Origin of the sequence: Hymenobacter aerilatus, from assembly GCF_022921095.1 — a bacterium.
Taxonomy (GTDB): Bacteria; Bacteroidota; Bacteroidia; order Cytophagales; family Hymenobacteraceae; genus Hymenobacter; species Hymenobacter aerilatus.
In genome coordinates this window covers 1,398,680-1,424,382 of sequence record NZ_CP095053.1, presented here as the reverse complement: position 1 = coordinate 1,424,382, position 25,703 = coordinate 1,398,680, and the positions used below count along the sequence as shown (strand labels likewise).

The 25,703-nt window shown below is 55.9% G+C and carries 23 protein-coding genes; 14 read left to right on the top strand and 9 right to left on the bottom strand.

Annotation, left to right across the window (positions count from 1 at the left end; genetic code table 11):
• The first annotated feature begins 8 nt into the window (after window positions 1-8).
• Window positions 9-422 (top strand): hypothetical protein, encoded by a 414-nt coding sequence (locus MUN82_RS05985; RefSeq protein WP_245095756.1) that lies wholly within the window; start codon window positions 9-11, stop codon window positions 420-422.
• A 49-nt stretch (window positions 423-471) separates the two neighbouring features.
• A complete protein-coding gene (locus MUN82_RS05980; protein WP_245095754.1) occupies window positions 472-963 on the top strand; it encodes a hypothetical protein in 492 nt (163 codons plus the stop codon).
• 120 nt (window positions 964-1,083) lie between these two features.
• Here MUN82_RS05980 and MUN82_RS05975 read toward each other — a convergent pair whose 3' ends face one another.
• The 3 genes from MUN82_RS05975 to MUN82_RS05965 all read right to left on the bottom strand — a co-directional run bounded on the left by MUN82_RS05975 (window position 1,084) and on the right by MUN82_RS05965 (window position 6,036).
• A complete protein-coding gene (locus MUN82_RS05975) occupies window positions 1,084-2,520 on the bottom strand; it encodes a 3' terminal RNA ribose 2'-O-methyltransferase Hen1 (RefSeq protein WP_245095752.1) in 1,437 nt (478 codons plus the stop codon).
• An 89-nt stretch (window positions 2,521-2,609) separates the two neighbouring features.
• Complete coding sequence (locus tag MUN82_RS05970; RefSeq protein ID WP_245095751.1) at window positions 2,610-4,478, bottom strand: cytochrome-c peroxidase; 1,869 nt, start codon at window positions 4,476-4,478, stop codon at window positions 2,610-2,612.
• Between the two features lie 112 nt (window positions 4,479-4,590).
• A complete protein-coding gene (locus tag MUN82_RS05965; protein WP_245095749.1) occupies window positions 4,591-6,036 on the bottom strand; it encodes a PhoX family protein in 1,446 nt (481 codons plus the stop codon).
• 332 nt (window positions 6,037-6,368) lie between these two features.
• Here MUN82_RS05965 and MUN82_RS05960 point away from each other — a divergent pair, with 332 nt between their 5' ends.
• On the top strand, window positions 6,369-6,926 hold the full coding sequence (locus MUN82_RS05960) for a hypothetical protein (RefSeq protein WP_245095748.1): 558 nt from the start codon (window positions 6,369-6,371) through the stop codon (window positions 6,924-6,926).
• Between the two features lie 105 nt (window positions 6,927-7,031).
• Here the strand turns inward: MUN82_RS05960 and MUN82_RS05955 are convergent, their stop codons facing one another.
• Entirely contained in the window at window positions 7,032-7,562 is a 531-nt protein-coding gene (locus MUN82_RS05955; RefSeq protein ID WP_245095746.1) for an NUDIX domain-containing protein, read from the bottom strand.
• Between the two features lie 309 nt (window positions 7,563-7,871).
• On the opposite strand from MUN82_RS05955, the gene MUN82_RS05950 reads away from it, so the two are divergent.
• Together MUN82_RS05950 and MUN82_RS05945 are read left to right on the top strand one after the other, a co-directional pair.
• Entirely contained in the window at window positions 7,872-9,284 is a 1,413-nt protein-coding gene (locus MUN82_RS05950; protein ID WP_245095745.1) for a DEAD/DEAH box helicase, read from the top strand.
• Window positions 9,285-9,429: 145 nt separating this feature from the next.
• Window positions 9,430-9,906 (top strand): hypothetical protein, encoded by a 477-nt coding sequence (locus tag MUN82_RS05945; RefSeq protein ID WP_245095743.1) that lies wholly within the window; start codon window positions 9,430-9,432, stop codon window positions 9,904-9,906.
• A 110-nt stretch (window positions 9,907-10,016) separates the two neighbouring features.
• Here the strand turns inward: MUN82_RS05945 and MUN82_RS05940 are convergent, their stop codons facing one another.
• The 3 genes from MUN82_RS05940 to MUN82_RS05935 all read right to left on the bottom strand — a co-directional run bounded on the left by MUN82_RS05940 (window position 10,017) and on the right by MUN82_RS05935 (window position 13,722).
• Complete coding sequence (locus tag MUN82_RS05940) at window positions 10,017-10,190, bottom strand: hypothetical protein (protein ID WP_185283885.1); 174 nt, start codon at window positions 10,188-10,190, stop codon at window positions 10,017-10,019.
• 726 nt (window positions 10,191-10,916) lie between these two features.
• Window positions 10,917-11,516 carry a helix-turn-helix domain-containing protein gene (locus MUN82_RS22555; RefSeq protein WP_511184983.1) on the bottom strand — a complete coding sequence of 200 codons (600 nt, stop codon included), beginning with the start codon at window positions 11,514-11,516 and terminating at the stop codon, window positions 10,917-10,919.
• Between the two features lie 451 nt (window positions 11,517-11,967).
• Entirely contained in the window at window positions 11,968-13,722 is a 1,755-nt protein-coding gene (locus MUN82_RS05935; protein WP_245095741.1) for a L,D-transpeptidase family protein, read from the bottom strand.
• 396 nt (window positions 13,723-14,118) lie between these two features.
• On the opposite strand from MUN82_RS05935, the gene MUN82_RS05930 reads away from it, so the two are divergent.
• The 4 genes from MUN82_RS05930 (at window position 14,119) to MUN82_RS05915 (ending at window position 18,009) form a co-directional block, all read left to right on the top strand.
• Window positions 14,119-15,915, top strand: coding sequence for a M1 family metallopeptidase (locus MUN82_RS05930; protein ID WP_245095739.1), 1,797 nt, complete (start codon window positions 14,119-14,121; stop codon window positions 15,913-15,915).
• Window positions 15,916-16,006: 91 nt separating this feature from the next.
• Window positions 16,007-16,915: a cyanophycinase gene (locus MUN82_RS05925; RefSeq protein ID WP_245095738.1), complete on the top strand. Its 909-nt coding sequence runs from the start codon at window positions 16,007-16,009 to the stop codon at window positions 16,913-16,915.
• Window positions 16,916-17,139: 224 nt separating this feature from the next.
• Window positions 17,140-17,529, top strand: coding sequence for a hypothetical protein (locus MUN82_RS05920; protein ID WP_245095736.1), 390 nt, complete (start codon window positions 17,140-17,142; stop codon window positions 17,527-17,529).
• Window positions 17,530-17,601: 72 nt separating this feature from the next.
• Window positions 17,602-18,009 carry a hypothetical protein gene (locus MUN82_RS05915; RefSeq protein WP_245095734.1) on the top strand — a complete coding sequence of 136 codons (408 nt, stop codon included), beginning with the start codon at window positions 17,602-17,604 and terminating at the stop codon, window positions 18,007-18,009.
• A gap of 138 nt (window positions 18,010-18,147) precedes the next feature.
• Here MUN82_RS05915 and MUN82_RS05910 read toward each other — a convergent pair whose 3' ends face one another.
• Window positions 18,148-19,104, bottom strand: a complete 957-nt coding sequence (locus tag MUN82_RS05910; protein ID WP_245095733.1) for an isoaspartyl peptidase/L-asparaginase family protein — start codon at window positions 19,102-19,104, stop codon at window positions 18,148-18,150.
• Between the two features lie 163 nt (window positions 19,105-19,267).
• Between MUN82_RS05910 and MUN82_RS05905 the strand changes: the two genes are divergently transcribed.
• Window positions 19,268-19,699 carry a DUF3127 domain-containing protein gene (locus tag MUN82_RS05905; protein WP_245095731.1) on the top strand — a complete coding sequence of 144 codons (432 nt, stop codon included), beginning with the start codon at window positions 19,268-19,270 and terminating at the stop codon, window positions 19,697-19,699.
• Window positions 19,700-19,860: 161 nt separating this feature from the next.
• A complete protein-coding gene (locus tag MUN82_RS05900; protein ID WP_245095729.1) occupies window positions 19,861-20,484 on the top strand; it encodes an AlbA family DNA-binding domain-containing protein in 624 nt (207 codons plus the stop codon).
• A 389-nt stretch (window positions 20,485-20,873) separates the two neighbouring features.
• On the opposite strand, the gene MUN82_RS05895 is transcribed toward MUN82_RS05900, so the two are convergent.
• On the bottom strand, window positions 20,874-22,397 hold the full coding sequence (locus MUN82_RS05895) for an alpha/beta hydrolase-fold protein (RefSeq protein ID WP_245095728.1): 1,524 nt from the start codon (window positions 22,395-22,397) through the stop codon (window positions 20,874-20,876).
• A gap of 136 nt (window positions 22,398-22,533) precedes the next feature.
• Between MUN82_RS05895 and MUN82_RS05890 the strand changes: the two genes are divergently transcribed.
• From MUN82_RS05890 to MUN82_RS05880, 3 genes are all read left to right on the top strand, one after another.
• On the top strand, window positions 22,534-23,244 hold the full coding sequence (locus tag MUN82_RS05890; protein WP_245095726.1) for an esterase family protein: 711 nt from the start codon (window positions 22,534-22,536) through the stop codon (window positions 23,242-23,244).
• 90 nt (window positions 23,245-23,334) lie between these two features.
• The gene (locus MUN82_RS05885; protein ID WP_245095724.1) at window positions 23,335-24,342 is read left to right on the top strand and encodes an ATP-grasp domain-containing protein; all 1,008 of its coding nucleotides are present in this window, start codon (window positions 23,335-23,337) and stop codon (window positions 24,340-24,342) included.
• A 240-nt stretch (window positions 24,343-24,582) separates the two neighbouring features.
• Window positions 24,583-25,686, top strand: coding sequence for a carboxylate-amine ligase (locus MUN82_RS05880; protein ID WP_245095722.1), 1,104 nt, complete (start codon window positions 24,583-24,585; stop codon window positions 25,684-25,686).
• Window positions 25,687-25,703 lie beyond the last annotated feature (17 nt).

Here is a 25,703-nt window from a genome sequence, read left to right as displayed (position 1 = left end):
TTCGCCGAATGATAAAGCTTTATCTGGATATCGACGGGGTTCTATTGACGGCGAAACATACGCAGGCTGCGCCAGGAGTTGATATGTTTGTTGATTTTGTTACCTCTTCTTTCGCCTGTCACTGGCTGACTACTCATTGCAAGGGCGATAGTGCACCGGCACTACGTTACCTTACCCGCTACTTACACCCCGCTACGGTGGAGCGACTTCGACATACCGTGCAGCCTACTAACTGGGATGCGCTGAAAACGGAGGCTATCGACGTAAAAGCAGCTTTCTACTGGCTCGACGACCAACCGTTTCAGGCAGAGGTAGCTTATCTGCAAACCCATGGCGTCGCTGACCGACTGCTTACGGTGAATCTGAATCGTCCTGATGAGTTATTTGCTGTTCAAACCCGCTTGCAGCAGGCGGTCGGATAAGAAGAAAATCCTACCATCTCTTATACTCCGCTACTTATAGTCTTCATCCGTGACAATATCCATAGAAAGGATTATCAAAGAAGCTGACATTAGTCCACTCTATTGGGGCATGAATGAGGATGCTATTACTCAAATCCTACCTAATTCTTTTCAGCTTATTCAAGAGCATCGACTAGAGAACAGGCCTCTTTTAGATGTAGACAACATTGAATTTTACTTTGAAAATGATTTTTACATAGGGCTCAATCAACTTATTATTCAAGCTTGGCGCATCAAGCCAAATACATCAACACAGTATTTTGACTTAAGCTGGATAGACAACAAGCTTACGTACAGAAAAGTAAAGCAGAATCTTGCGCGTTTAGAGTGGGTGTATATAGAGTGTCCTAACGGCTCTAATGCTCCTCTCATACTAGTAGAAGGTCGCGCAATGTTTTTGTTTTATGACGACGAAAGTGAAATCAGTTCGTACCCGCTCTGTAAAATCGTCATTCTTCAGCCCAAAGACGCACAAGCTGTACTTGATAGAATAACTCAATAGGCCAGCAGCGTTTCTTGCACTGCTACGCGGCGCGGTTGTTCAATGTGTACGTTTCTACAAACCTGTGGCCGCTACGCGGCCCTCGCTATACAGTACAACCGGAGCAAAACGCAGTAATGCCTACCCTACCTCAAACACCGCTAGCTGCGACGGGGCTCCTACCTCCGCCTCTTCCGGACCTAACGGCTCCAGGCGCACGCGGTAGCCGTGGCGCGCGGCCACTCCTTCGGCCCAGGCGGTGAACTGCGCCCGCGTCCATTCAAAGCGGTGGTCATGGTGGCGGAAGTCGCCGGCGGAGAGGGATTCGTAGCGTTGGTTGTAGTCGGCGTTGGGGGTGGTGACGAGCACGGCGCCGGGGCGGGCGCGAGCAAAGACGACTTCCTCAAACGCCGCCAACCGGCTATCGTCGAGGTGCTCGATGACTTCGACCACGGCGGCCGCGTCGTAGCCGGCTAGGCGCGGGTCGTGGTAGAGCACGGAGCCTTGCGTGAGAGTAAGCCGCTCGCGCTGGCGCGGAGGCATTTCGGCCACGTGCAGGCGCTGCTGGGCTCGCTCCAGCTCCCGCCACGATACGTCCATAGCCAGTACGTGCTCAATCTGACTATTTTTTAACAGCCGGCGCGTCAGCTTGCCCTCTCCACACCCCAAATCCAGTACCCGTTTCGCGCCTAGCTGACGAATTTCGTCGGCCACACGATCCAGGCGCAGATCGTGCAGGTTTTGCTTGGCGGCGGTTTCAACGGGTGCGGTAGCAGCTTCCGCAGTAGCAGTTACTTCAACGAGTGGTTCCAGTTCCGGCGCATCGTCCGAGGCCTCGGCATCCAGGGCCAGCAACCGCCGCAGGGTAGGGTTCACAAACTCAGCAAAGCGCAGGTAGCGCCGCGTAATAAACTCCCGGTCGGGGTGCCCCGGCAACCACTCGGCACCCCGGCGCAGCAGCTTTTCGGCCTCGTCCTGACTTATCCAGTAGTGCTTGTCGCCGCGGTCGAGCACCGGAATGAGCACGTAGAGGTGGCTTAGCAGGTCGCGCAGACGCAGAGCCGGGTGGCGCAGGTGTAGCGTGTGGTAGCGGCTGGCGCCCCACTGCGACACGGTAGGATCGAGCGGATGCTCCTCCACTTCCATCTCATAGCCCAAGGGCGCAAACAGGCGCTGAAGCTGCTCGGCGCTGGTGGCGGGTAGGGCAGCTACGGTGGCTTCCAGCGGCAGCAGCACGTCGGGCAGCTCGGGGCGGTCCTTGCAGGTGCCGTTCATGGCCGTATTGAAGGCCTTGGCCAAGGCAGTGCTCAGAAACGACGACGCAGCGTAGGGCCGGTCGTTGACGTACTGCTCCAAAGCAAAGCCCTCACCGGCCGGCCCGCGGTGGTTGCGCACCAGCGCAATGGGGTCAATGTCGAGCAGCAGGGCGGCGGTGCAGCGCTCGGCCGTAGCTTCGGGGTAGAACACGTGCGCCTGCCCGTAGGCAATATCCACCGACTGCAAGCGGGCGGGGTTCTTGTGTAATAGGTAGCCTAGATCGGTAGCGGGCTGGTGGGTGGTCGTGATAGTTAGCAGCATTGAGAAATAAGAAGGATAGCAAGCAGATTGCCTAGTAGGGTAGCAAGATAGACTTTTACCTGTTTCCCAATCCTCCCGTTTATCATTTGTTAATGCAACGGTGTATCCGTCAGGGCCAGCAAAAAGGCCTGAATGGCTTGCTGCTCTGCCGTCGTCAGATGGAGCTTTTCATCCGATAAGGTTTGATTCTCCACCGTCAACCCTAAGCCGCGCCCACCCCCTTCATTATAAAAAGTAATAACCTGCTCTAGGGTGCGGTAGGCCCCATTGTGCATGTAAGGGGCCGTACGGGCCACGTTGCGCACGGTAGGCGTTTTGAATGCGTGGCGCAGCTGTTCTAACTGCGTATGGGCGTAGCGGCCCAGATCAGGGTCGAGGCGCTGTGCGGCCGGGGTAGCCGGCACGCCCAGCACCTCCGATTCCGTTTTGGTGAAGCCCGGTGGCACCGTGCCGTTGAACAGCGGCGCAAAGTGGCAGGTACCACACTTGGCTTTGCCCATAAAGAGGTTGAAGCCCTGAATTTCCTGCGCGTTGAGCGCCGCGCGACGGCCGCGCACGTACTGATCGAAGCGCGAGTTGAGCGCTACCAAAGACCGTTCGTAGCTGGCCAGCGCCGTCTGAATCTGTACGGGGTTGATGCGGCCGGCGGGGTCTTCCGGGAAGGCTCCCAGAAACAGCTGCACGTACGCAGGTTGGCGTTGCAGGTCGCGGGCGGCGCTTTCCAGCGAGCCGTGCATCTCGTCGCGGTTGCCAACTACATCCACGGCCTGGTTTTCGAGGGTAGTGGCGCGCAGGTCGTAGAACTGCCCGGCCTGCAAGGCTGCGTTGAGAATAGTAGGCGTGTTGCGGTGCACGAGGCCCGTCTCGGTCAGGGTTACGTTTTTCGCTAGGCCATCGGTAAACGCCTTGGCTGGTTGGTGGCAACTAGCGCAGGAGCGCGTGTTGCTGCGCGACAGCACCGGGTCATGAAACAGGCGGCGACCCAGCGCCACACGGGCCGCGGTGCGGTACTGCGCCGCTGTGGGCGCGTAGAAATCGGGGTTGAATGCGGCCGAGTCGAACAGGGTAGCGGCATCGGGGCGCAGGGCCCGCACTTCCTGAAAAGGCGCAATGCCCAACCCGCGCTGGCACGCCAACAAGGCCCTACCCAACGGATTGGTGTAGCCGGTGATAAACGCCATCCGGTCGAACTCGGCAAACCCTACCCCCTGCCGCAGGTAGCGTTCGGCCTGGGTCAGGGCCTGCTGGGCCGCGGCGTAGCGCGTGCGAGCTGCCGCGGCGCTCGTATCGGTGGGTGCGTAATAGGCCAGCACCGGGCGCAACGCCGCCACGGCCGTTGCGGCTTCGGGTAGGGCAGCATCGGGCGTCAGCGGCGTATCGAACCCCGTGATGCCCAACGCCACCACCCGAAACACTTGCTGGCGCAGCACGTCGAATACGTGCGCATCGGTAAACTCCAGCACCTGCCACACCGTTTGGGCGCGGCGCAGCTCCTGCCGCAGCTTTTTCACTTCCCGCACCAGCTCGGACTGTTGGCTTGGGTCTACCTCGGGGTAGAGATGCTCCTCTATCACCTGCAGGCCCGCCGGATCAAACTGCTTGTTTTCGGCTACTTCAATTTCGCCTATGGGTGGTCCGTTCAGCAACCGGGCCGTGCCGGGCATAAAGTACTCGGTGAACGGCTCCACCCGCTTGTATAACAGCCGACACGCCCGGAAGCGTTGGCGCAACGAATCGGTGGGCACCGGGGTGCGCTGGGCGAGTGGGAGCAGTTGGTGCTCTACGTGCCAGAGCAGCGTATCCAGGTTGTGGGCCACGTGCTGGTGCACCAGTTGGGTAGGGCTCGGCGCAGGTGCCGTAGCCGGCCCCGAGGAGGTGCAGGCCGCCAGCAGCCAGATACCCAGGGCTACCCCTATGGCTACCCACCGTAGGTAGCCTACAAACAATGCGTGAAGCATGTAATAGAAAGCGCGAAGCGACATAGCAGTGAGCCCCCTACCAGTAGACCTGGTAGGGGGCTTTTTAGAAAATCAGACAATACGTGGCAGGAGCTATTTCTTGCGGCTGGCTTTACTGTTGCACGCCGCGCACAATCACTACCTGGCCACCCTCCTTGTTTTTGTTGCGGGTTTCGTTGGAGCCGTCGGCGTTTAGGTACTTATCGTCCTGCCAGGTGTGCGGATGCAGGTTGAGCAGGAAGGTATTGGGCACACCCACGATGTCGGAGATATCCTGCATGGCGCCGTACTCCCAGCTGCTCAGGCGGGTGTCGTTGCTTTTGTTGTATTTGGCCTGAAAGGTAGGGTCGTTGCGGCGGTGGTCCATTTCCAGCATCGGCTTCAGTTGCTTGTTGCCGATGTTGTACTGCCACACGCGGCCGTCGTGCTTGTTCTCCTTATAATAGGAGTCGCCGTCTTCCTGAATGTAGACAAAGTTCTGGGTGACGCACAGGTTGTCGGGGTTCACAATACTGTTGCCGGGGTCGGTGCTGCCATCGGCCACCACTTCCAGCTTACCCTTCAGTGCATTGCTGGCATCCAGCTGTAGGCGGTACACGCGCCCCCACATCGTCTTGCCTGTTACTGGCGTCACCTTATTGCTCTGGCTGACGCCAGTGGCCGTGAAGTACAGCTCACGGCCGGCGCCGTTGCCGCCCTTGCGGTAGTCGATGTCCTCTACCCGCGCAAACTGAATAGCGCTTTTCGTCAGCGACTGCGCGGCAATCTGCGCTCCTGTCGACGTCTTGGCATTGTCGATTTCCACAAACTCCACGTCGTACTGCTGGCCGGCTACCATGTCCGTCTCCACGGGGTTGCCGTTGGTACGCTTCAAGAAATAGAGCTTGCCGTTTTGCAGGTCGCCCACCGTATTGCTCAGGTAGGCCACCAGCTGCCCGTCGCTGTTGTCCTCGCCAATGATAATCATGGTCTTGCCGGGGTAGGCGTCTTTGGGTAGGGGCACGGCGTTTTCCATAGAGGCCTTACCCAAGGCCGGCAGCATACGGCTCCGGTCTTTCTTGTTGATGGGGCCCAGCGGGTCCAGCGCGTGCACCATCGATTCGCCGTCGGTTTCGCCGGCTGTCAGGAAGGTAGGGCCAAAGCCGTGCTCCTGTGGGGTAGCCAGCGTAGCCGAGCACAGCCGGAAGCCCCCGCCGTCGCCATCCAGGATATACTCGCCCTTCACAGGCTTAAACGTCTTGTCCAGATACACCCGCGACACCGACCACATAATCTCGTGGTTGTTGATGAGCACGTAGCCCTCCCCGTTTGGGTTTCTCAGCAGCCCCGAGCCGTCAGGCTGGGCGCCGAAGATAAAGTCCGGCGATTCGGGCAGCTTATCGTCGGAGCTGATCAGGGGTAGGATTTCCAGGCTCTCGAAGCCCGACAACGTCTTTACCAGCGCTGGATTTACGGAATACGCCTGTAGCTGCACTTCCGGGGCCGAGTCAGCAGAGTTGTTGTCGTCGTTGCAGCCTAGCAGTGCCAGTACAAGAAGCGCCGGCAGCTTAGAAGTCAAAGCGTAGCGGTTTAGGAACATATAAGGAGTGGTTGTATGAAAGGATGCGCAAAGGACTCACCCTACCATTACCTCATAGTTATGCCTACTTTATCACTTGGCTATGTTTATCGATGCGTTGCTGGCAGCACCAGCTTGCCGCAAGATTCCTACTCGACCTATTATTTGTACAATATCGCGTTCTACTTATCATTACCTTGTAAATCTACACAGAGCATTTAAGCCCTATTTTATGAAATTAGGTATATAAATCTCATAATAAGTCACAGTACTAGCTTTCGTATATTTGTCTTTTCCCAATAAACCACTGTGTGTTTGACCTGTGTTGTCTTATGAAACATTATCTACTGTTACTGGCTGGCGTTATCAGCTTTGAAGCCTCTGCCCAAATGCTGCCGGGCACACCGCGCAAAAAATACCTGCGCCCCAAGAAAGACGAAGAGTGCGCTTACGTACTCAACGTAACCAAGAACACCGACGAGGACGCTGAAATCAGTGCTTCCGTTACGCGCCTCGCCTACCGCCCCTACGCCGAGCTACTCACAGAAATTACGGAACTGCGCCGCCTGAATAACTGGGCCGACAGCACGTACCAGCGTCGATTTCAGGCTTTGCCGGCTGGCGGTATGTTGGTAGTTACCATGTATCGGCGTGGCGCCCAGAACGCCGATCCGGCCCTGCTCAGTGTTACCGCTCGTGATAAAGCAGGTAAAGAGCTGCTAACTATACCTGCCCTTCCTGAGGGGCAAGGCCGCTTCTGGAACCGGGATTTATATATGAGTAAACAATCTATATCATTTGTTAAAATAGAGGATCAACAGTTAGTATATGTGACACTTAATGATGCAAAGCTAAAGCAAGACTTTGAATATATTGTAAGCACACAATAATAGATCAACCATTGTTTTCACTAAACAAGCATCCCGTGCCACCTGAGAGTTTAGGTGACACGGGGTGCTTGTTTTTATACAAATGTTATATACTATAGAGACTCATCATAATATATTCTTTTGTTTAAACAATTGGTGCCATTGTATAGCCAGTAGTGTTTTTGCGTCCAGAAGCTTTTCCTTATACAATTCCTCTGCTGTCAGTTCCACCAGCTCGAGGTGTTCATTTTCGCTGGCTACGCCACCACCGGCTTCCGTTTGCTTGCTTACCTCGGCGTAGTAGATATAATGCCGCTCGGCGGAGTTGCCGGGTGAAGGGTACACCTCAGCAATAGGAGTTAGAGTGTCGGTAGGGTAGCCCAGTTCCTCCTGTATTTCGCGGCGCAGCGCTTCTTCCGGATTTTTATCATCCGGGTCAATCATGCCCGCCACGATTTCCAGCACGTCGGCCTCGGCGCCTACTCGATACTGCCGCACCAGCAAAAACTTCTCTTTTTCAGTGTCAAATACCAGTGCGGCCACGGCCTGCCCAGGCTCAAAACGCTCCCGTTGCAATTCTTTGTCGCCGTCCTGTACCGTAAGCTTGCTGAGCTTGTAGTGACCATCGTAGGCAATTTTTCGATCAGTTATTTTCATGATTGGAAGAAAGACGGTTCTTGAAAGATTATCAGCCAATACGAACAAAAACGGGCGGTAGCTTGTCGTGTTGCGGTAGGCAAGGTATCAATGTGCACAGCCTCCTACCCTTTGGGGTCAGTAGCAGTCTGCTAATCAAGTGCATTACGGTCTTCCTTACTACCGCTTGCCTCCGCTTTAGTGGTCTGGTTCTGCTTGATTTTCTGAGGGGCACCAATTTCTACCGCAAACCTTCCGACCTTTGCGGGCTCTATTCACGCGCTGGCTTGTGGCCAGTGGCCCGTTCGCGGGCATTTCCTACCTTTTTTAATGTCCTTCGACGAACTTAATCTGATTGACCCTATCCTGCGCGCTTTGCACGAGGAAGGGTATACGACTCCTACTCCTATTCAGGCGCAGGCCATTCCGCAGGTACTGGAAGGCCACGACCTACTGGGCGTGGCGCAAACTGGCACCGGCAAAACGGCAGCTTTCACGGTTCCTATTCTACAGATTCTGCACCAAACGGCGCAGGTAGCGCAGCATTCCCACTCCCGCATTCGCTGCTTGGTGCTCACGCCTACCCGCGAGCTGGCCATTCAAATAGGGGAAAGCTTTGCCGCGTATGGCCGGCACCTGAAGCTGCGCCACACGGTTATTTTTGGCGGGGTAGGCCAGCTCCCCCAAACGCAAGCGCTGCGGCGCGGCGTGGAGGTTCTGATTGCCACCCCTGGCCGCCTGCTCGACCTCATGAACCAGGGCTACATCGACTTGCGTCACCTGGAAGTGTTTGTGCTGGATGAGGCCGACCGCATGCTGGACATGGGCTTTATTCACGACATCAAGCGCATTCTACCCAAGCTGCCGGCTAAGCGGCAAACGCTGTTTTTCTCGGCTACTATGCCGGGTCAGATTCAGGAATTGGCCAACTCGCTGCTGCGCCCCAACCCGGTGAAAGTGGCTGTTACGCCCGTTTCGAGCACCGCCGATACGGTATCGCAGGCTGTGTACTTGGTAGAGAAGAATGACAAGCCGGCCTTGCTTGAGCACGTGCTGGGCGATAAGAGCATCCGCCGCGTACTGGTGTTCACGCGCACCAAGCACGGCGCCGACCGCGTGGTGAAGACGCTGGCAAAGGCGAATATTCCGGCCGAGGCCATCCACGGCAACAAGTCGCAGAACCACCGGCAGCGGGCGCTCAGCAACTTTAAAGCCGGCACTACCCGCGTGCTGGTAGCCACCGATATTGCGGCCCGCGGCATCGACGTGGATGAGCTGACGCACGTTATCAACTACGAAATGCCCAACGAGCCCGAAACCTACGTGCACCGCATTGGACGCACGGGCCGGGCCGGCGCCGACGGTATGGCGCTGTCGTTTGTAGAAGATGAGGAGCGCGCCTACCTGCAGGACATTCAGCGCCTGATTAAGCGTCAGATTGACGTTGTGTTTGAGCATCCTTATAAGACTACCAGCGTAGAGCCCGTGATGCTGCACAGCGGCAAAAACATTCAACGGCCTAAAGGTCCGGCGGGGCGTCCGCCGCGTCCTGGCCGGGGCGGCAGCGGCCAAGGTGGGCGCTCTGGCGGGCAAGGTGCGGCCAGCCGCACCGCTGCACCCAGCGCTAGCGGCTCCTCGCGCCCTGCCACGGGCGGCAACCGGCCCGCAACGGCAGGCAGCAACGGTGGCGGAGGCAACCGTCGTCGTTTCCGGGGGGGCGGCAGCGGCGGCGGGCAGCGTTAAGCTCGTCAGGCTCCTACCTCAATGGGGCATAAAAAACCCGAACGTCTCCAAGACGTTCGGGTTTTTTATGCCCCATGGGAGTCAAAAGGAAACAAAAAATCCGGCTATCAGCTTATATTTCCGAACACTCTTCTTCTATTTCTGTATGGCTATCAGCACTCTTCCCGTCATTCAGGCGTTGCGCGCCACGGCGCAGCGTCTGGCCACGCAAGCACCCTACCAATGGGGGCACATGGGCAGTTGCAACTGCGGCCACTTGGCGCAGACCATCACCCACCTCACCAAGGCCGAAATTCACCGCCGGGCCATGCAGCGCTACGGCGACTGGGAGCGGCAGCTTATCGACTACTGCCCCTCCAGCGGCCTTCCCATCGACGATACCATCGACGAAATGCTGGCCGTAGGATTCACCCGCCAAGACCTAGCGCACCTAGAGCGCCTCTCCGACCCGGTTATCCGGGGTGCCCTGCCGTTGGAACGACGCAACGCATTGCGCCACAACCAGCGCGATGATGTGGTGCTCTACCTGCGTACCTGGGCTGATCTGCTGGAGCAACCCTTATTGCAGGCTATTACTCTGCCGCCGCTGTTGCCTACCCCGGCTACGGCCAGCGTTGCCTAGCACCGCTTCGATATACATTGCCCAGCACGCAGAAAGCCCCGCCGGAAGTAATCCGGCGGGGCTTTCTGCGTGTTAGCTGCTCATCTTTAGAGAGAGCAGAACAAAACAGCTTAGTAATTCACGTTGCTGCGCTGCGCCTCCCGGTACATTTCGGGGCGGTGGCTACGCTTGTAGGCAGCGTCAGCATCGGGGTCTTTCTCAGGATCGGGCTGTTGCGCACAAGAAGAAGCAAATAGCAGCGTGGCGCTGGCAGCAAGCAGAAGAAACAGGCGAGACGTTTTCATGGCTCAAAGGTAAGCATCCATGCTAATAACGCCAAGTCGGATTTAAAGGATGCTTTTCTCGTCGGTAACTACTACTGGGTTGTGTTAGTTAGCTGCTACGTCTATCTTGTTACAAAAGTGAACGACATGTACTCACAGGCATAACTACTGGGTAGATAAATAAGCTAGTATTATTTCATCAGCTGCGCAACAATTGCTCCCGTATACTCTCTGCGCAAACACCAAGTTACTTTTGTTACGTTTTTAAACTCAGTCGTAAATAAAAAGCCCTACTAACTGCTTTGGCTAAACACCGTAAGTAGCATTTATTGTTTTAACAAGCTGCTCTACCTGTTAACGGATTTAGCATAAGTGCTGCATATTCCAAAGATAAACAATCCAATTATTTTATATAACTATTCTTATTTTTAAGGAAAATGCATACTAACACTTTTATTCTAAACTCATACTTGCAAATACGGGTTGTAAACAACTGAAAACTATGTGTTTATATAAATAAATAATCATTATGTTAGCTGAATTATTACAGCAAACACTCATCAGACTGATCTAATTTTAGCACTGTGGTAAAACAGCTACGCAGGCTCTCCTAACGGGTGCCTCTTCCTGGCTGGATCAAATAGTGAAAAGGAGTCTGCCAAATTGGATTATAGCAATCATCGACGCTAAACAACATCCTTGCCACATCTAGGCTAGTCTCTGCTAAAACGCGTAAATACACAGAAGTCACTTCTCTGGCTGGTAGTCCGTGAACGTACCGTCCTGATAGAAGATAATGATGCGGCGGATAGCCTTATCGGTGGGGGTAGCAGCCAATACGGCGGGCAATGCAGCAGCTGTTGGAGGTGCAGAAACCACGGGAGCTAGTGAAGCAGCTGATGGCTTGGAGGCGACAGGCGCAACAGGCGGCACGGACTGTACGCTTTCCTGTTCCTCTGTAATATTTGGCTGTGCCTGCTCTGAGGAAAAATGTATAGACTCTTTTTGTGGCTTTACGGCCTCTCTAACGGACTCTGGTGGGGCGGGGGTAGGGACACGCTGTCTTTTCTTAACGGGGCTTGCTAAGGGCGTATTAATGACCTCGGCCGTATCGACAGTATTGAGTTGGGCTGGAACAGAGGCCTGCATGGGACCTTCACCTTTCAGAAGCCAGGGCAATGCTAGCTCCGGAAAAGCATCCATTATTTTCTGCATCACCTCCAGACTGGGCTTATTCCGCCCACTTAGGATGTGGCTGACCACAGGCCGACCGATGCCAATAGTATCTGCAAACTGTGTAGAAGACAGTCCGCGCATAGCAAGTATTTGCCGGATGCGTTCAACCATACCTATGCTGAAACTAGTGTTCCAGCTTCACAAATGTACGCAACCCACTTGTTTACGCCAGCAGATTAGATACGCTATCCTTTCGCGTAGATCTGATTACATATGTAATTACAGTTGTAATCAATAGTTTACATATGTAATACATATGTAAACTATCTCTTCTGCCTCCTTTACTGGTTCTTTTTGCTATGGAACCGATATGGCAACAGCCTCCCACAGATATTGCTCCTGCAGTGGGTATTACTTAGGCTACGAAGAAGGGCACTAAACAAAAAGCCGACTGGTGCTATGCACGCAGTCGGCTTTTTGTTTAGTGCCAGCGAAACTCGTTCTGCCCCCCTCTTGGGTCTTAGGCTTTCGGTGAAATATTCTCCTTTTCCGGTTAGCGTTATGCTTTGTTTGCCGGAAGGAATTTGAAAGAAGATTACCGTTCTATGGTTCGCATATTCGCCTAATTGAAATACTCCTTCGCCAGACTCTTGTCGTGTCCGTAGATGTCGTCGCGGAAATTCAGGTTGCCGGCATCGTCTACCCAGGCCGTGAAATACACGAGGTACACAGGTAGTTTTTCGGGTAGGGTGATGTACTTTTCCTGCCGCTCCCCGATGGTGCTCAGGATGGTATTTTCGTCCCAGCCGGGCTTGTTGCGGAGCAGGTAAGTAGCCAGCTTGATGGGCTCAGCTACGCGCACGCAGCCGTGGCTGAAGTTGCGTTTGGTCTGGCTGAACAGCTCGTCGTGGGGTGTGTCGTGGAGGTAAATATCGTTGGAGTTGGGGAAGATAAACTTCACATCACCTAGGTCGTTTTTGGGACCGGGGCGGCGGCGTAGCGTGTACTTCCAGGTGGCCGGCGTCAGGCTTGCCCAGTCCACTGTAGTAGGGTCAATGGGGGTAGCCTTGGCGCCCCAGCCCTTCACCACTTCCATGTCCAAACGGTCGAGGTAGGCCTGCGGATTAGCCACCAGCTTCGGCCGCATTTCCTTGTCGATGATACTGAATGGTACGTTCCAGTAAGGGGCCAATACCACGTACTCCATCTTGTCGCTGAAGACTGGAGTAGCGTTCAACGTCTTGCCCACAATCACATTCATCGACATCACTTCCTTGCCATCTTCTACTAGATGCAGCTTGTAATCCGGGATGTTTACGAGCAAATAGTTTTGCTCGAAACGCTTCGGAATCCAGCGCCAGCGTTCCATATTCAGAATGATCTGATCGATGCGCTTGTCCAGCGGAATGTTGAGTAGGCGTAGGGTTTCGCCCCCTACCACACCGTCGGCCCGCTGGCCGGTTTGCTGCTGAAACTTCTTCACTGCGGCCACTAGTTCACCGTCATACTGCTGGGCGGCGGGCGCGGGGGTAGCACCGTTGTTGGCTACCGTCTGCACGGGCGCAGCCGCGCTCTGGGCCGGCATACCCGGCTCCTCAAGCAGGCGGCGGCGCAGCAGTGCTACGGTCGGCGATGTGTCGCCTGGCTTGAGCTTGGTGCCAGCCGGCAGGGTAGGCCAGCCCCCATTGCGCTGGATGGCGCGGTACTCGGCCAAGGCCTTTTTCAAACGCTCATATTCAGGGTGCAGGGGCTCGAACTCGTAGTAGGGATACGTGCTTTCTCGCTCCTGCAAAATGGTCATAAGGGCCTTGTGCAACTTGATTTTGTTGCGTTTTACGTCCCAATCAATGCTTTTGACCTCCCGGGGATTTACAATGCCCCTATAAAAATCGGAGGCCCAGGTGAAGTACGTGCCCGATAAAGCCACGTCTATTTGCTTCTCCAGGTTGTTGCGCTGAGTGGTATCGTCGCGGGCTTTGTCTAGTTCAGCAAAGAGCTTATCGAAGTTTTTGATCTTGTATTTCTGCGGATCTAAGCCTTCGTCGCCGGCCTGGTTGATGACCTCCAGTAGCTTCTTGGCCTGCGGTACTACCTCGTGATTTTTAAACCAGCCCAGGCGGTAGTCGCGGGCTTTGTAAAACTTCTTGGCCCAGTCGAGCTGGCTTTTGAAAGCGGGTTCGGCCAGCATCTGACGCGTCACATACACGCTGTCGAGCGTGGGCTGTGGCCCCTTGTTGCCAGTGAGTACGCCGGGTAGCGCGTCCTGAACTTTCGCCTTCTGCTCCTGGCTGCAGCCAACAACCGACGCCAGCAGCGTCAGGCCGCAGAGCCAGCACAGCAGCGTTGTCAGGAAGGCGGAGTGAAACAGTGATTTCATGAATTCGGTAAAGTGGAAGGAATGATAGCCACACCGCCAGACTCCGGAAAATTATATTCCGGGTCCAGCACGGTGCGTGCCCGTTCTACTCCAAACGCTACCGTAGGGTTATTGCGTTCCGGGGTAGACGCACTCCGTCGACATGCAAGGTAGGAGTTTTGCCTCTATCTATACGCATCTTGGGTTGACACCGGGTAGCGCCTTTAGCCTGTGAGACGGTCTGACTTTATAGGGCGGCAGGTGAGATGCGACGCACGTGAGGTTGGCACTTCCGGCGCACTTTACTGTCGATCTTTCGTCGCTAAGGATCGTGCTGTTCGTATAGCATCTCCGCACCACGCGTACTCGTTCCACTTGGCCCGGCAACCGCCGGCCTTCCTGACTTCTGTTTCGCTTATGACTTCCTTTGTTCCTGCTGCTTCCGATCCGCATAGCTATGCCCGTTTGGGCGAGGTAGGCGTCCGCCATTTGCAGCTCCGGCTGCGCGTTGATTTTGCCAGCCGCACCTTGGCCGGCCACGCTACCTGGCAGCTCCACAATCCCACTGGTGCTACCGAGCTGTACCTCGACACGCGTGAGCTGCTGGTAGAGGCCGTACTGCTTGGCGGCCCCGATGGCTCGCCTACCCCCTTCCACCTGGCCCCCGTCGATCCGGTGCTGGGACAGGCGCTGCGCATTACCCTAGAGCCAACCACCGAGCACGTGACCATCCGCTACCGCACTGCACCGGGCGCGGCGGCCTTGCAGTGGCTGACACCTGAGCAAACGGCCGGGCGCGAGCAGCCGTTTCTGTTCACCCAGTCGCAGGCCATTCTGGCGCGCACCTGGTTGCCATGCCAGGACTCACCGGGGGTACGCTTCACCTACGAGGCCCACATCGAAGCACCCGCCCACCTGCTGGCCCTGATGAGCGCCACCGATAATCCGCAGCAGCTCGATGTCGATGGGCGCTACCATTTCCGGCAGCCCTACCCTATCCCGGCCTACCTGATGGCCCTAGCCGTGGGCGACCTGGCCTTCGCACCGTTAAGTAAGCGCACCGGCATCTACGCCGAGCCGGCTACCCTACCCCCGGCCACGCACGAGTTCGAGGACTTAGAGGAAATGGTAGCCGCCGCTGAAGATTTGTATGGCCCCTACCGCTGGGGCCGCTACGATTTATTGGTGCTTCCGCCCTCTTTCCCATTTGGTGGAATGGAAAATCCATGTTTAACATTTGTTACACCTACTATTCTAGCTGGTGACCGAAGCTTAACCAGTTTGGTAGCCCACGAGTTGGCGCATTCGTGGTCTGGTAATCTCGTCACCAATGCCACGTGGGATGATTTTTGGCTGAATGAGGGCTTTACGGTGTATTTTGAGCGGCGTATTATGGAGCAGCTATACGGCCGGCCGTATGCCGATATGTTGCAAGTATTAGGCTTTACCGATTTGCGGCACACCTTAGCGGAGCTAGGCCCCACCAGCCCAGACACGCACCTTCGCCTGCACCTAACCGGGCGCGACCCCGACGAGGGCATGACGGAAATTGCCTATGAAAAGGGCGACTACTTCCTCCTCACTTTGGAGCACCTAGTAGGTCGCCCACGCCTCGACTCCTTTATTAAGGAGTATTTTACTCGCCACAGCTTCCAGTCCATGGATACAGCGGGCTTCATAACTTATCTGCGCCAAGCCTTGTTAGACCAAGAGCCGGGTTTGGAAGACAAGCTTCAGCTCGACGCCTGGATAAACGGTCCGGGTGTGCCGGCAGTGGCGCCGCCCGTGGCCTCAGACCGGTTTGCGGCAGTGGAGGTTGCCCGCCAGCAGTGGCTGAATGGCGAAGCAGCTGCTACCCTACCCACCGCCGAGTGGAGCAGCCACGAATGGGTGCATTTTCTACAAGGTCTACCCTCCTCTCTTACGCAGGCCCAACTAGCGGAGCTGGACGAGGCTTTTGACTTTACCCATTCCGGCAATACCGAAATTCTGGCAGCGTGGTTTCCGCTAGCGCTGGCCGCCGGCTACTCCTCTGCCGACGAAGCTCTGCATCAGTTTTTAGTGCGGGTGGGTCGGCGCAAATTTTTGGTGCCGCTCTACCGGGCAGTGCTGGCTACCCCCGGCGGCCGGGAGCGGGCCCGGCAACTTTACGCGGAGGCCCGGCCCAACTACCACGCCGTGGCTACCAACACCGTCGATGCACTGCTTGGCTAGCCTGCGTCCCTACCCCCCTACTCCGGCCCGATGCTTGCAGCCCGGACCGGTACGTTGTATTTTGTGAGTTGATAAAAAAACAGTCGTAACGTTGAACAATCAAAAACCCCTCGGTAAGCTGATTGCCATCGGTGGCAACGAAGATAAAGGCACCTACTCCAGCGCCAGCGTGCGCAAGAAATACTACCTCAACTTTTTTGAGCTAGGCATCCTGCGACGCGTGGTGCAGGAGTCGGGCAAGGAAGACCCGCGCATAGAGGTAGTGACTACTGCCTCCATGATTCCGGAGGAAATCGGAAAAATTTACCTGGCCTCGTTTGGGATGCTGAACTGCCGCAATGTGGGCGTGATGGATATCCGCACGCCCGAGCACGCTCGCATCCTCATGTACCTGGAGCGCCTGCGCCGCGCCGACGTGGTGATGTTCAGCGGCGGCAACCAGTCGCGGTTGCGCGAGATGTTTGGGCAGGGCGAGTTTCTGGAAATCCTGAACGCTCGCTACCACCGCGAGTCGAACTTTGTGGTGGCCGGCACCAGCGCCGGGGCCATGGCCATGTCGCAGATTATGATTCGGGGCGGCTCTGTGCCGGACGCGCTGATGAAGGGCGCCGTGAAAATCGGCAGCGGCCTGGGCCTGATCGACGACGTGGTGATTGACTCGCACTTCGTGAAGCGCGGCCGCTTCGGCCGACTCATCGAAGCCGTGAGTCTGCACCCCAAGCTCATCGGCATTGGGCTGGGCGAAGACACGGGCGTGCTCATCACCGGCGGCAACATTATCGAAACCATCGGCTCCAATCTGGTCATCATCATGGACGGCCACACCATTCAGCACAACAACGCGGCCGTCGTCAAAAAAGGCGCGGCGCTATCTGTGGAGAATATCACGATGCACGTGCTGGCCAAAGGCAACGTGTACGACATCGACGAGCGAAAATTCTACGCTGGCAAAACCAACTTTGCCGAAACGGTGAGTATTGAGCAGCCAGGGCAGGTGTAAGGAGTTTTTAAGTTTGTGTATGAGAAGAGCCACCTTTCTAAGTTTCGCTTGGAACGGTGGCTCTTTTTTTATTGGCTGTATTTTAAAAGGTATATATTACTTGAATCGACCTATATAATAGTAATCTATCAAAGGTTTCGTTTTAACAACCATAATGCGAACCGCAGCTTAGAAACTCGTTCTATTTTGCCTGCGAATCTCTCAATGCTTTTATCACTATTAATATGAAAGAGCCAGAACTGACCGCCAAAATTCTCTCTTGGCTTCAAATACTTAGAACCAGACCATATATGGTAATTCCAGCTAATTCAGACAGTGAGTTGCTTTATGAGTCACTGGCTGTTTATATCACAGGATATTTGGATGGAATAGGCGCAGCGACTGATAAAAATTTGTCCACCAATATTCACCGCTGGCACGAACTGCAACACGGAAAATCTACCTCATTACCATGGCACATTGCGATTAGGCTACTGCATGAGAAGGCGTCCGACAAAGAGCTTTGCAAGCTACTATTAGATGATATAAAAATTTATTTCAAGCAGAATCCAAATTGGCAAGAAGCGGAAGATATGCCCTTGCGTATCTGGTTTGAGCACATGGAAGATGAGTAAAAATCGTACAGCAAGAATTTAAAGATTTAATAAGCAAAAAGCTACTGAAGTGCTTTCTGTTATTGATTGATCATGTCTAAGGTTTCAAGAATACTTTTGCTAATCAGCTTACTCTCTTGCCAGTCGCCGCAACACCAACTTGGTGACTTAGTTAAGATTGATGCTATCGACTCGATTACGGTTCGTAACAATAGTGGAGAGCATACCTTACACTCCACCAAATTACGCGGGTTCAGGCGTGTGCTGGCGGCAATGTATTACCGTCCTAAAACTGACGTAAAGCTAGGCTCAATTGGGTTTAGCATATATGTGCAGGGAAAGAAGTATTGGGTAGATGGAAGCACCCATGGTCAGTACCTGCGGATTCCTAGACAGTTGATTGATCCAGCACATCAGGCAAAGCTGGCTGAACCAAATCCAGGCGCTGACCCCGGACTAATTTTTGAATTTACAACCCCAATTAACCTAGACAATTACTAATAGTGCCCTCATGATTGTCCGATATACACTTTTATATAAAGCGCCCTGGAGCATAAGTAACTTTGTGCATCTATATAATAAGGAGTAGTCAGCAAACACAACGTCTTACGGCCATCCACTCCTTATTATATATGTCCCCTACCCCTCGTCGCCGTAGATACCTATATATATAGGAGTAGAATCGGTGAGGCTGGCGCGGTACATGCCTTCGGAGTTGAAGGGTAAGGCTACGTGGCCGGCGGCGTCTACTGCTACCAGGCCGCCCTCGCCGCCTACCGGCGCCAGCTTGTCGTGCACCACGATGCGACAGGCTTCTTCCAGGCTCAGGCCGCGATACTCCATCAGGCAGGCAATGTCGTGGGCTACTACGGCACGCAGGAAATACTCGCCGTGGCCGGTGCAGCTAATGGCGCAAGTGCGGTCATCGGCCCAGGTGCCGCTACCGATAATGGGTGAGTCGCCGATGCGGGAGTAGCGCTTGTTGGTCATGCCGCCGGTGCTGGTGGCGGCGGCCAGGTGCCCGTGCTGGTCGCGGGCCACGGCACCTACCGTGCCCATTTTCTTTTTCGGGTCTTCGTTGGGCTGCGCTTTAGAATGGTCGAGGCGCACGCGGCCTTCTTGCAAAGCCTCCTGCAATTGATCGTGGCGGTGCTGCGTAAAAAAGTACTCGGCGGGCTGGGTAGGCAAGCCATGTTCGCGGGCTAGCTCGTCGGCGCCGGGGTAGGCCAGCAGCACATGGTCGGTCTGCTCCATCACAAGGCGGGCAGCCCGGATGGGATTCTTCACGGCGCGCACGCCGGCCACAGCGCCAGCCAGGCCGGTGCGGCCATCCATTATCGACGCATCCATTTCGTGGTGACCATCGTGGGTGAATACGGCCCCGCGGCCGGCATTGAACAGAGGACAATCTTCGAGGCTGCGCACGGCCATTTCCACGGCGTCGAGGGCGGAACCGTGGCGGCGGAGCACATCGGCGCCGGCATCAGTAGCTGCTTGCAGAGCCGCACGGTAGGCGCGCTCGGCCTCAGGAGTCATGGAAGCGCGGGCAATGGTGCCGGCGCCGCCGTGCAGGGCTAGCGCCCAAGTAGTAGACATAAGCAGACGAAAAACAGGGTGAGAAATCGGCCGAAAAGTACGCAAACTATCCTGCTCAGCCCCGCCGCCTACCCCGTACAAGATACCCGCCCGACGTGGCCGCCGTCGGTTTTTTTTTCGTACGTTTGAGTAACTGTTTTCACATTCCCTAATATTCTGTTTTATGGCTTACGATGCTACCGGCCGCCTGCACGAGATTTTCGACGAGCAACAGGTGAGCGAGAAATTCCGCAAGCGCGAGTTCGTACTGGAGGTTATAGATGGTCAGTACCCTGAGCATATCAAGTTTCAACTGGTGCAGGACAAAACCGCGCTCATCGACCCCTACAAAATCGGTGACGAGATTAAAGTAACCTTCAACCTGCGTGGTCGTGGTTTCAACAAAAATGGCCAGATGCTGTACTTCACCAACCTCGAAGCCTGGCGTTTGGAGTCGGCTGCTGGTGGTGCTTCGGCTCCGGCTGCTGGTGGTGGCTACTCGCAGCAGGCTGCGCCTCGCGCCGCTGCTCCTGCTTCGCAAAACCAGAACCCCAACCTGCGGGCCCAACCCGCTGCCCCCATCGCCGGCGACGACGACAATGACCTGCCTTTCTAGTTTTCAGCTATTAGCTGCTGGCTGTTAGCCGTTAGCTTGTTGAAGGGCAGACTATTACCCGCTGCAAAAAAAGCCACTTTCCGGACCGGAAAGTGGCTTTTTTTCGTTTACCATAGGAAAGAAGCTAACAGCCATCCGCTAGTAGCTAACAGCTCAAGAATATGCTACACGAACTCATCCGCCAGGGCGAAGGCGAGCGGTTGGAATTCAAGAAGAAGACCACCCATCCCACACGTATTTCCCGCACGCTAGTGTCGCTGGCCAACACGCACGGCGGACAAGTATTGGTAGGCGTCGACGATGACGGGCGCGTGGTGGGCGTGCGCGATGCGGAGGAGGAAATCTATGTGCTGCGACAGGCGGCAGAGCATTTCGTGGACCCGCCGCTTACCAATCTGCGCTTTCGGGAGGTAGAAGAAGATGACCGCATTGTGCTGATCGTAACGGTCCCAGAAAGTCCGCGCAAGCCCCACCGTGCCCAGGTAGCCGACGGCGACTGGCGCAGCTACGTGCGTGTGCGCGACGAGAGTGTGCAAGCCAGCGGCCTCACCGAAAAAGTGTTGGAGCGCAGTGAGCCAAGCACGGGTGTGGAGTGGATGCCACTAAATAAAGAGGAACTAGCCGTGCTGGACTACCTACGCACGCACCCGCGCATCACGCTGCCGCAGTACATGAAGCTGCTGAACATTGGCAAGCGCCGCGCCTTCCGCACCCTTATCAAGCTCACGCTGCACGGCTACATCCGCCACCATGATAAGGAGCGGGAACCGTATTATACGTTGTGAAGTGGTGAATGCAAAAAGCCGTCTGCCATCCTGAGCATTCCGCGCATCAAGCGGCGACGAAGGACCTTATCACGTGAGAACGACTATCGTAACAACGACTCGTTCAATTGGCAGAAGGTCCTTCGTCGCCGCTTGATGCGCGGAATGCTCAGGATGGCAGACGGCTTTTTGCATTCACCACTTCACCACTATTCTGCTCGGTCGCGGAGCTTTTTCTTTTCGTCTTTGGCGGCCTTTTTCTCCTTAGCCGATTTGGCGGGTTCTTTCTTTTTTTCTTTGCGGGCGTCTTGTGCTTTGGCCATGGTATAATGGAATAAGGGGTGGCAAACTCAGGTTAATTTCTCCCTTAACGCGGAGAAATCTGCCCTTGTTGTGCGCAAAGTAGGGTTTTACGGCAACAGTGGCAAGTACCGCTCCCGCAGGAGATGCAGGTGGTGCGCCTCGTGACCGGGAATGGCAAACAGCAACGCCCGTACGCTTACGGGGCCGCTGGCCGTGAAGCCTACCCTATCCAGCTGCGCAGGCGTGAACGAGCGGAACAGCGCTAGTGTGGCACTGCGCACGGCGGCGTATTCCGTCAGGATATCGGCCAGGGGGCGGTTGTTGGCTCCGGCCTCGGGCACGTAGGCATCTTGGTCGAAGCCAGGTAGGGTTTGCTGCTCGCCGCGGGCAAAGCACAGGGCGCGATAGGCAAATACCCTTTCGGAGTCCAGCACGTGTATCAGCGCTTCCTTGATGCTCCACTTGCCGGGGCCGTAGTTGGTAAGGGCTTGCTCATCGGTGAGCTGGCCTACTACCTGCTGCACCTCGCGGAGCTGTTGCTCCAGTTGCACTAAGGGGTTGGCACCCACTGGCACACGTGGGATGTACGACTCATCGAAATACGCTGGATATTGCCCCGGCTGCGGCCGCTGGATGGCGGGCTGCAGGGGAAAGTCGGCGAGGCTGGCGGCGTTGGGGTAGGGCGGCAGGGTAGCGGGCTGCGGCCGCAGGCGCCGCCGGTGCCGCGCCAGGCGGCTGGGGCTGCCCCACACCCGACGGCTACCCAACAGCTCATCCGCCGTGAGCCACTCCCCTGCCTCTGCTTGCCCGAAGGCCCATTGCAGGAAATCGGGCAGGATGCGGCCCCACGTGGCTTGGTTGTGCCGGCCGTCTACCACCTCCACGTAACGCACCTCTTGGTCAGGACGCAGGCCGTGGTGCTCCAACTCCGTCATTAAGTCCAATGTATCTTCAATGGCATCGATAATGCCGTTGTGGTTACGGTCGTTGGTTTCATCGAGGGTGCCGGTTTGCAGCCAGAACCGCTGGCCAGGCGCGGCCTGTCCCTCGCGTACAAGCAGGTGCATAAGGCGGTCGGCATCGGTATAGCCCTGGTCGAGGGCGCGGCGGCGCCACCAGAACGAGCCCGAAAATACCCCCGCCCGTAAGGCAACTTCGGGATGGTGCCACACAAAATCGAAGGCTGCTAACCCACTGAGAGAGAAGCCCGCTACCACTACCTCGCTGGGGGCCGCACTCACGTGGTAGCGCGCCTGGGCGTAGGGTAGCATTTCGGTGAGCAGAAACTCGGTGTAGTGCTTGGCACGGCTACCCCTACCCAGGTAGTCGGCGTAGGCGGCGGTGCCGTACTCCTGCACCCGCACACCCGCCTGAATGGCCACCAGCACAAACGGCTGCACCGCCCGATGACGATAAAGCGCGTTGAGCGTGGCCGGCAGGTGCAGGCGGCGCAGGTCCTGCCCATCGTTGAGGTAAAGCACAGGGTAGGGCGCGGGCGCTGCCGGGTCGTAGCCGGGGGGCAGCACCACATCAAACCGCACGGTGCGACGCAGGGCACGCGAAGCCAACCGTAACCGGCGAACCACCGTAACGGTCGTGTTTTGCGTAGGAAAAGAAACAGGCTGATTCATTCGCCGGGGAATAGCTTCACGAACGATTTTAAGGCCGCAAGGTACTTTATTCCGGTTCCATGCCGTAGATTACCCGGAGAAATGAAAATTTATAGCTGAATATTTCTGATTTTCCATTCCGCAACTCCCTCTTTCCGTGCAGGAAACCTACCGCCCCTTCTACTCCCACGCCCTCGGTCACGACGTTGAAATGCTGGTTTTCGGCGAGCGTGGCTACCCCGTTATTGTCTTCCCTACCTCCGGTGGGCGCTATTATCAGGCCAAGGATTTTGGTTTGGTAGATGCTGCTGCTTCGTTGATCGACAGTGGCAAAATCCGCCTCTACTGCGTAGATAGCGTGGATGGTTACAGCTGGTACGGCCAGCACCTGCCGCCCCAAGAGCGCCTGCACAACCACGTCCGCTACGACCAGATGCTGACCGAGGAGCTGGTGCCTATGCTGCAACGCGAAAACAGCGTGCCCAAAGTAGCGGTGGCCGGGTGCAGCTTCGGCGGCTACCATGCCCTCAACTTTGCCTTCCGCCACCCTAGCCAGGTGAGCTATCTATTTTCCATGGGCGCTAAGTTCGACATCAGCAACTTTCTGGGCGGCTACCACAACGACGACCTCTACTTCAACAATCCACCGGCCTATATCCCCGCCGCCCAGGACGACAATTTCTACCACATGGGCATTGTGCTCGGCTCGGCTGTAGACGATTTTTGCAAGCAAGGCAACATTGAAATGTCGGAAATCCTGAACCGCAAGGGTATCCGCCACTGGCTCGACATCCGCCCCTACGGCACTCACGATTGGCCGGTATGGCGCGATATGTTCCCGGAATATTTAGCCCAAATTGAGGCGTAGGGCTTCACGATGAGTGCCCTTCTCACTACGTTTGACAGGACATCCCTAAACCAAGCCCTACCTAACTAAGACCCCAACCCCTAAAACACTATGAAAAAAATTGGCATCCTCTTCGGTCGTGAAAACAGCTTTCCGCAGGCATTCGTTGACCGCGTAAACGAGAAAGCGCCGAGCGGCATTCAGGCCGAGTTTGTGCAGATTGGTTTAGTGGAGCAAAGTGTTCCGACCGATTACGCGGTAATTATCGACCGGATTTCGCAGGACGTGCCTTTCTACCGCGCCTACCTCAAAAATGCCGCGCTGGGCGGCACAGCCGTAGTTAACAACCCTTTCTGGTGGTCGGCCGACGAAAAGTTTTTCAACAACGCGCTGGCTGTGCAACTGGGCGTGCCGGTGCCCAAAACCCTGCTCCTACCATCCAAGAACCGTCCCGACGACACGTCGGAACAATCGTTCCGCAACCTGAACTGGACAGATTGGGATGCGGCTTTTGAGAAGCTGGGCTGGCCCGTATTTATGAAGCCGCACTCGGGCGGTGGCTGGAAAAACGTATACAAGCTCGACAACCCCGAGCAGTTTTTCAGCGCCTACAACGAAACCGGCCAACTGGTGATGCTGCTCCAGGAAGCCGTGGAGTTCACCGACTATTTCCGCTGCTACTGCATCGGCGGCAAGGACGTGCGCATTATGCCCTACGAGCCCCGCAATGAGTTTCATCAGCGCTACGCCACCGAGATGAAAACGACGGGCGCCGCCGGTAAGAAGCTGCTAGCCACGATGAAGGACTACGTACTGAAGCTCAACCAAGGCCTCGGCTACGATTTCAACACCGTAGAATTTGCCGTGCGCGACGGCATCCCGCTGGCCATCGACTTCGGCAACCCCGCCCCCGACGCCGACATTCACTCCGTAGGCCAGGAGAACTTTGAGTGGGTAGTAGAAGCCGCCGCCAACATGGCCATCAAACGTGCCCAAGCACAAAAGCCTGGCAAAGACAATCTTACCTGGGGCACCTTTGTGCATCCTACAGCTGCCGCCGCGCCGGCTAAGAAGCCCGCTGCGCCGAAGAAGGTAGCAGCCACTAAGAAAGAAAGCTAGAAGTCTAGAACGAACTCCCTTTCTTTTTTCAAGGAGGGGTGCCCGCAGGGCGGGGTGGTAAAGCCGCCAGAACGACAGCTAGAGTTACTTTTTAGCTTTTCTAAGCTAGTCCTAGTACCGTTCAACGACTTTACCACCCCGGCCTGCGGCCACCCCTCCTTCAAAAAGGAAGGGAACTAGACTAGCTTCTCCCCCACTCCAACTACCACCCTATTCGTTCATTTTTACGCTGTCACTATCATGGGCAAGCCGGTTTTCACCCTTGGAATAGAGGAAGAGTTTCAGACGATTGACCCGGAAACGCGTGACCTTCGCTCCCATATGTCGCAGATTGTGGAGGGGGGTAAGATGATTTTGCAGGAGCAGGTGAAGGCCGAGATGCACCAGTCGGTGGTGGAGGTAGGCACTACAATTTGTCATAACATTGAGGAGGCCCGTCACCAAGTGACGCACCTGCGCCGCCAGGTGATTGAACTGGCCGACCGGGTAGGGCTACAAATTGCGGCCGCGGGCACGCACCCCTTTTCGCGCTGGCAGGACCAACCTATTACGGTGGATGCTCGCTACGACAAGATTGTGGAGGAATTGCAGGAGGCGGCCCGCTCCAACCTTGTGTTTGGTATGCACGTGCACGTGGGGGTAGAAACCCGCGAGCTAGGCGTATACATGATGAACGCGCTGCGCTATTTCCTACCCCACATCTTCGCGCTTAGTACCAACTCACCCTTTTGGGAAGGCCGCGAAACCGGTTATAAATCCTTCAGAACCAAAGTATTCGAACGTTTCCCGCGTACGGGCATTCCCGAGCACTTCGGCAGCGCCAGTGAGTACGACGCCTACATCAACCTGCTCATCAAGACGGGCTGTATTGATAATGGCAAGAAGATTTGGTGGGACTTGCGCTTGCACCCGTTCTTCAATACGATTGAGTACCGCGTGTGCGACATGATGCTGCGCGTGGATGAAGCTGTGGCCCTGGCCGCGCTCATGCAGGCGCTAGTGGCGAAGGTGTATAAGCTGATGATCAGCAACCTCACCTTCCGGCAGTACCGCAAGGCCCTCATCAACGAGAACAAATGGCGCGCCGCCCGCTACGGCCTCGATGGCAAGCTCATCGACTTTGGCAAGCAGGAAGAACTCCCTACCCGCAACCTGATTCAGGAATTACTGGACTTTGTGGATGATGTGCTCGACGAGCTAGGGAGCCGCCATGAGGTGGAATACATCCACAAAATGATGGAAATGGGCACCGGCGCCGACCGTCAGCTGAAGGTATTCCGCGAAACCGGCGACCTGAAGAAAGTCGTTGATTTCATCGTGCAGGAAACCTCTCACGGTTTGTAATGTTCTACCTGTCAGGC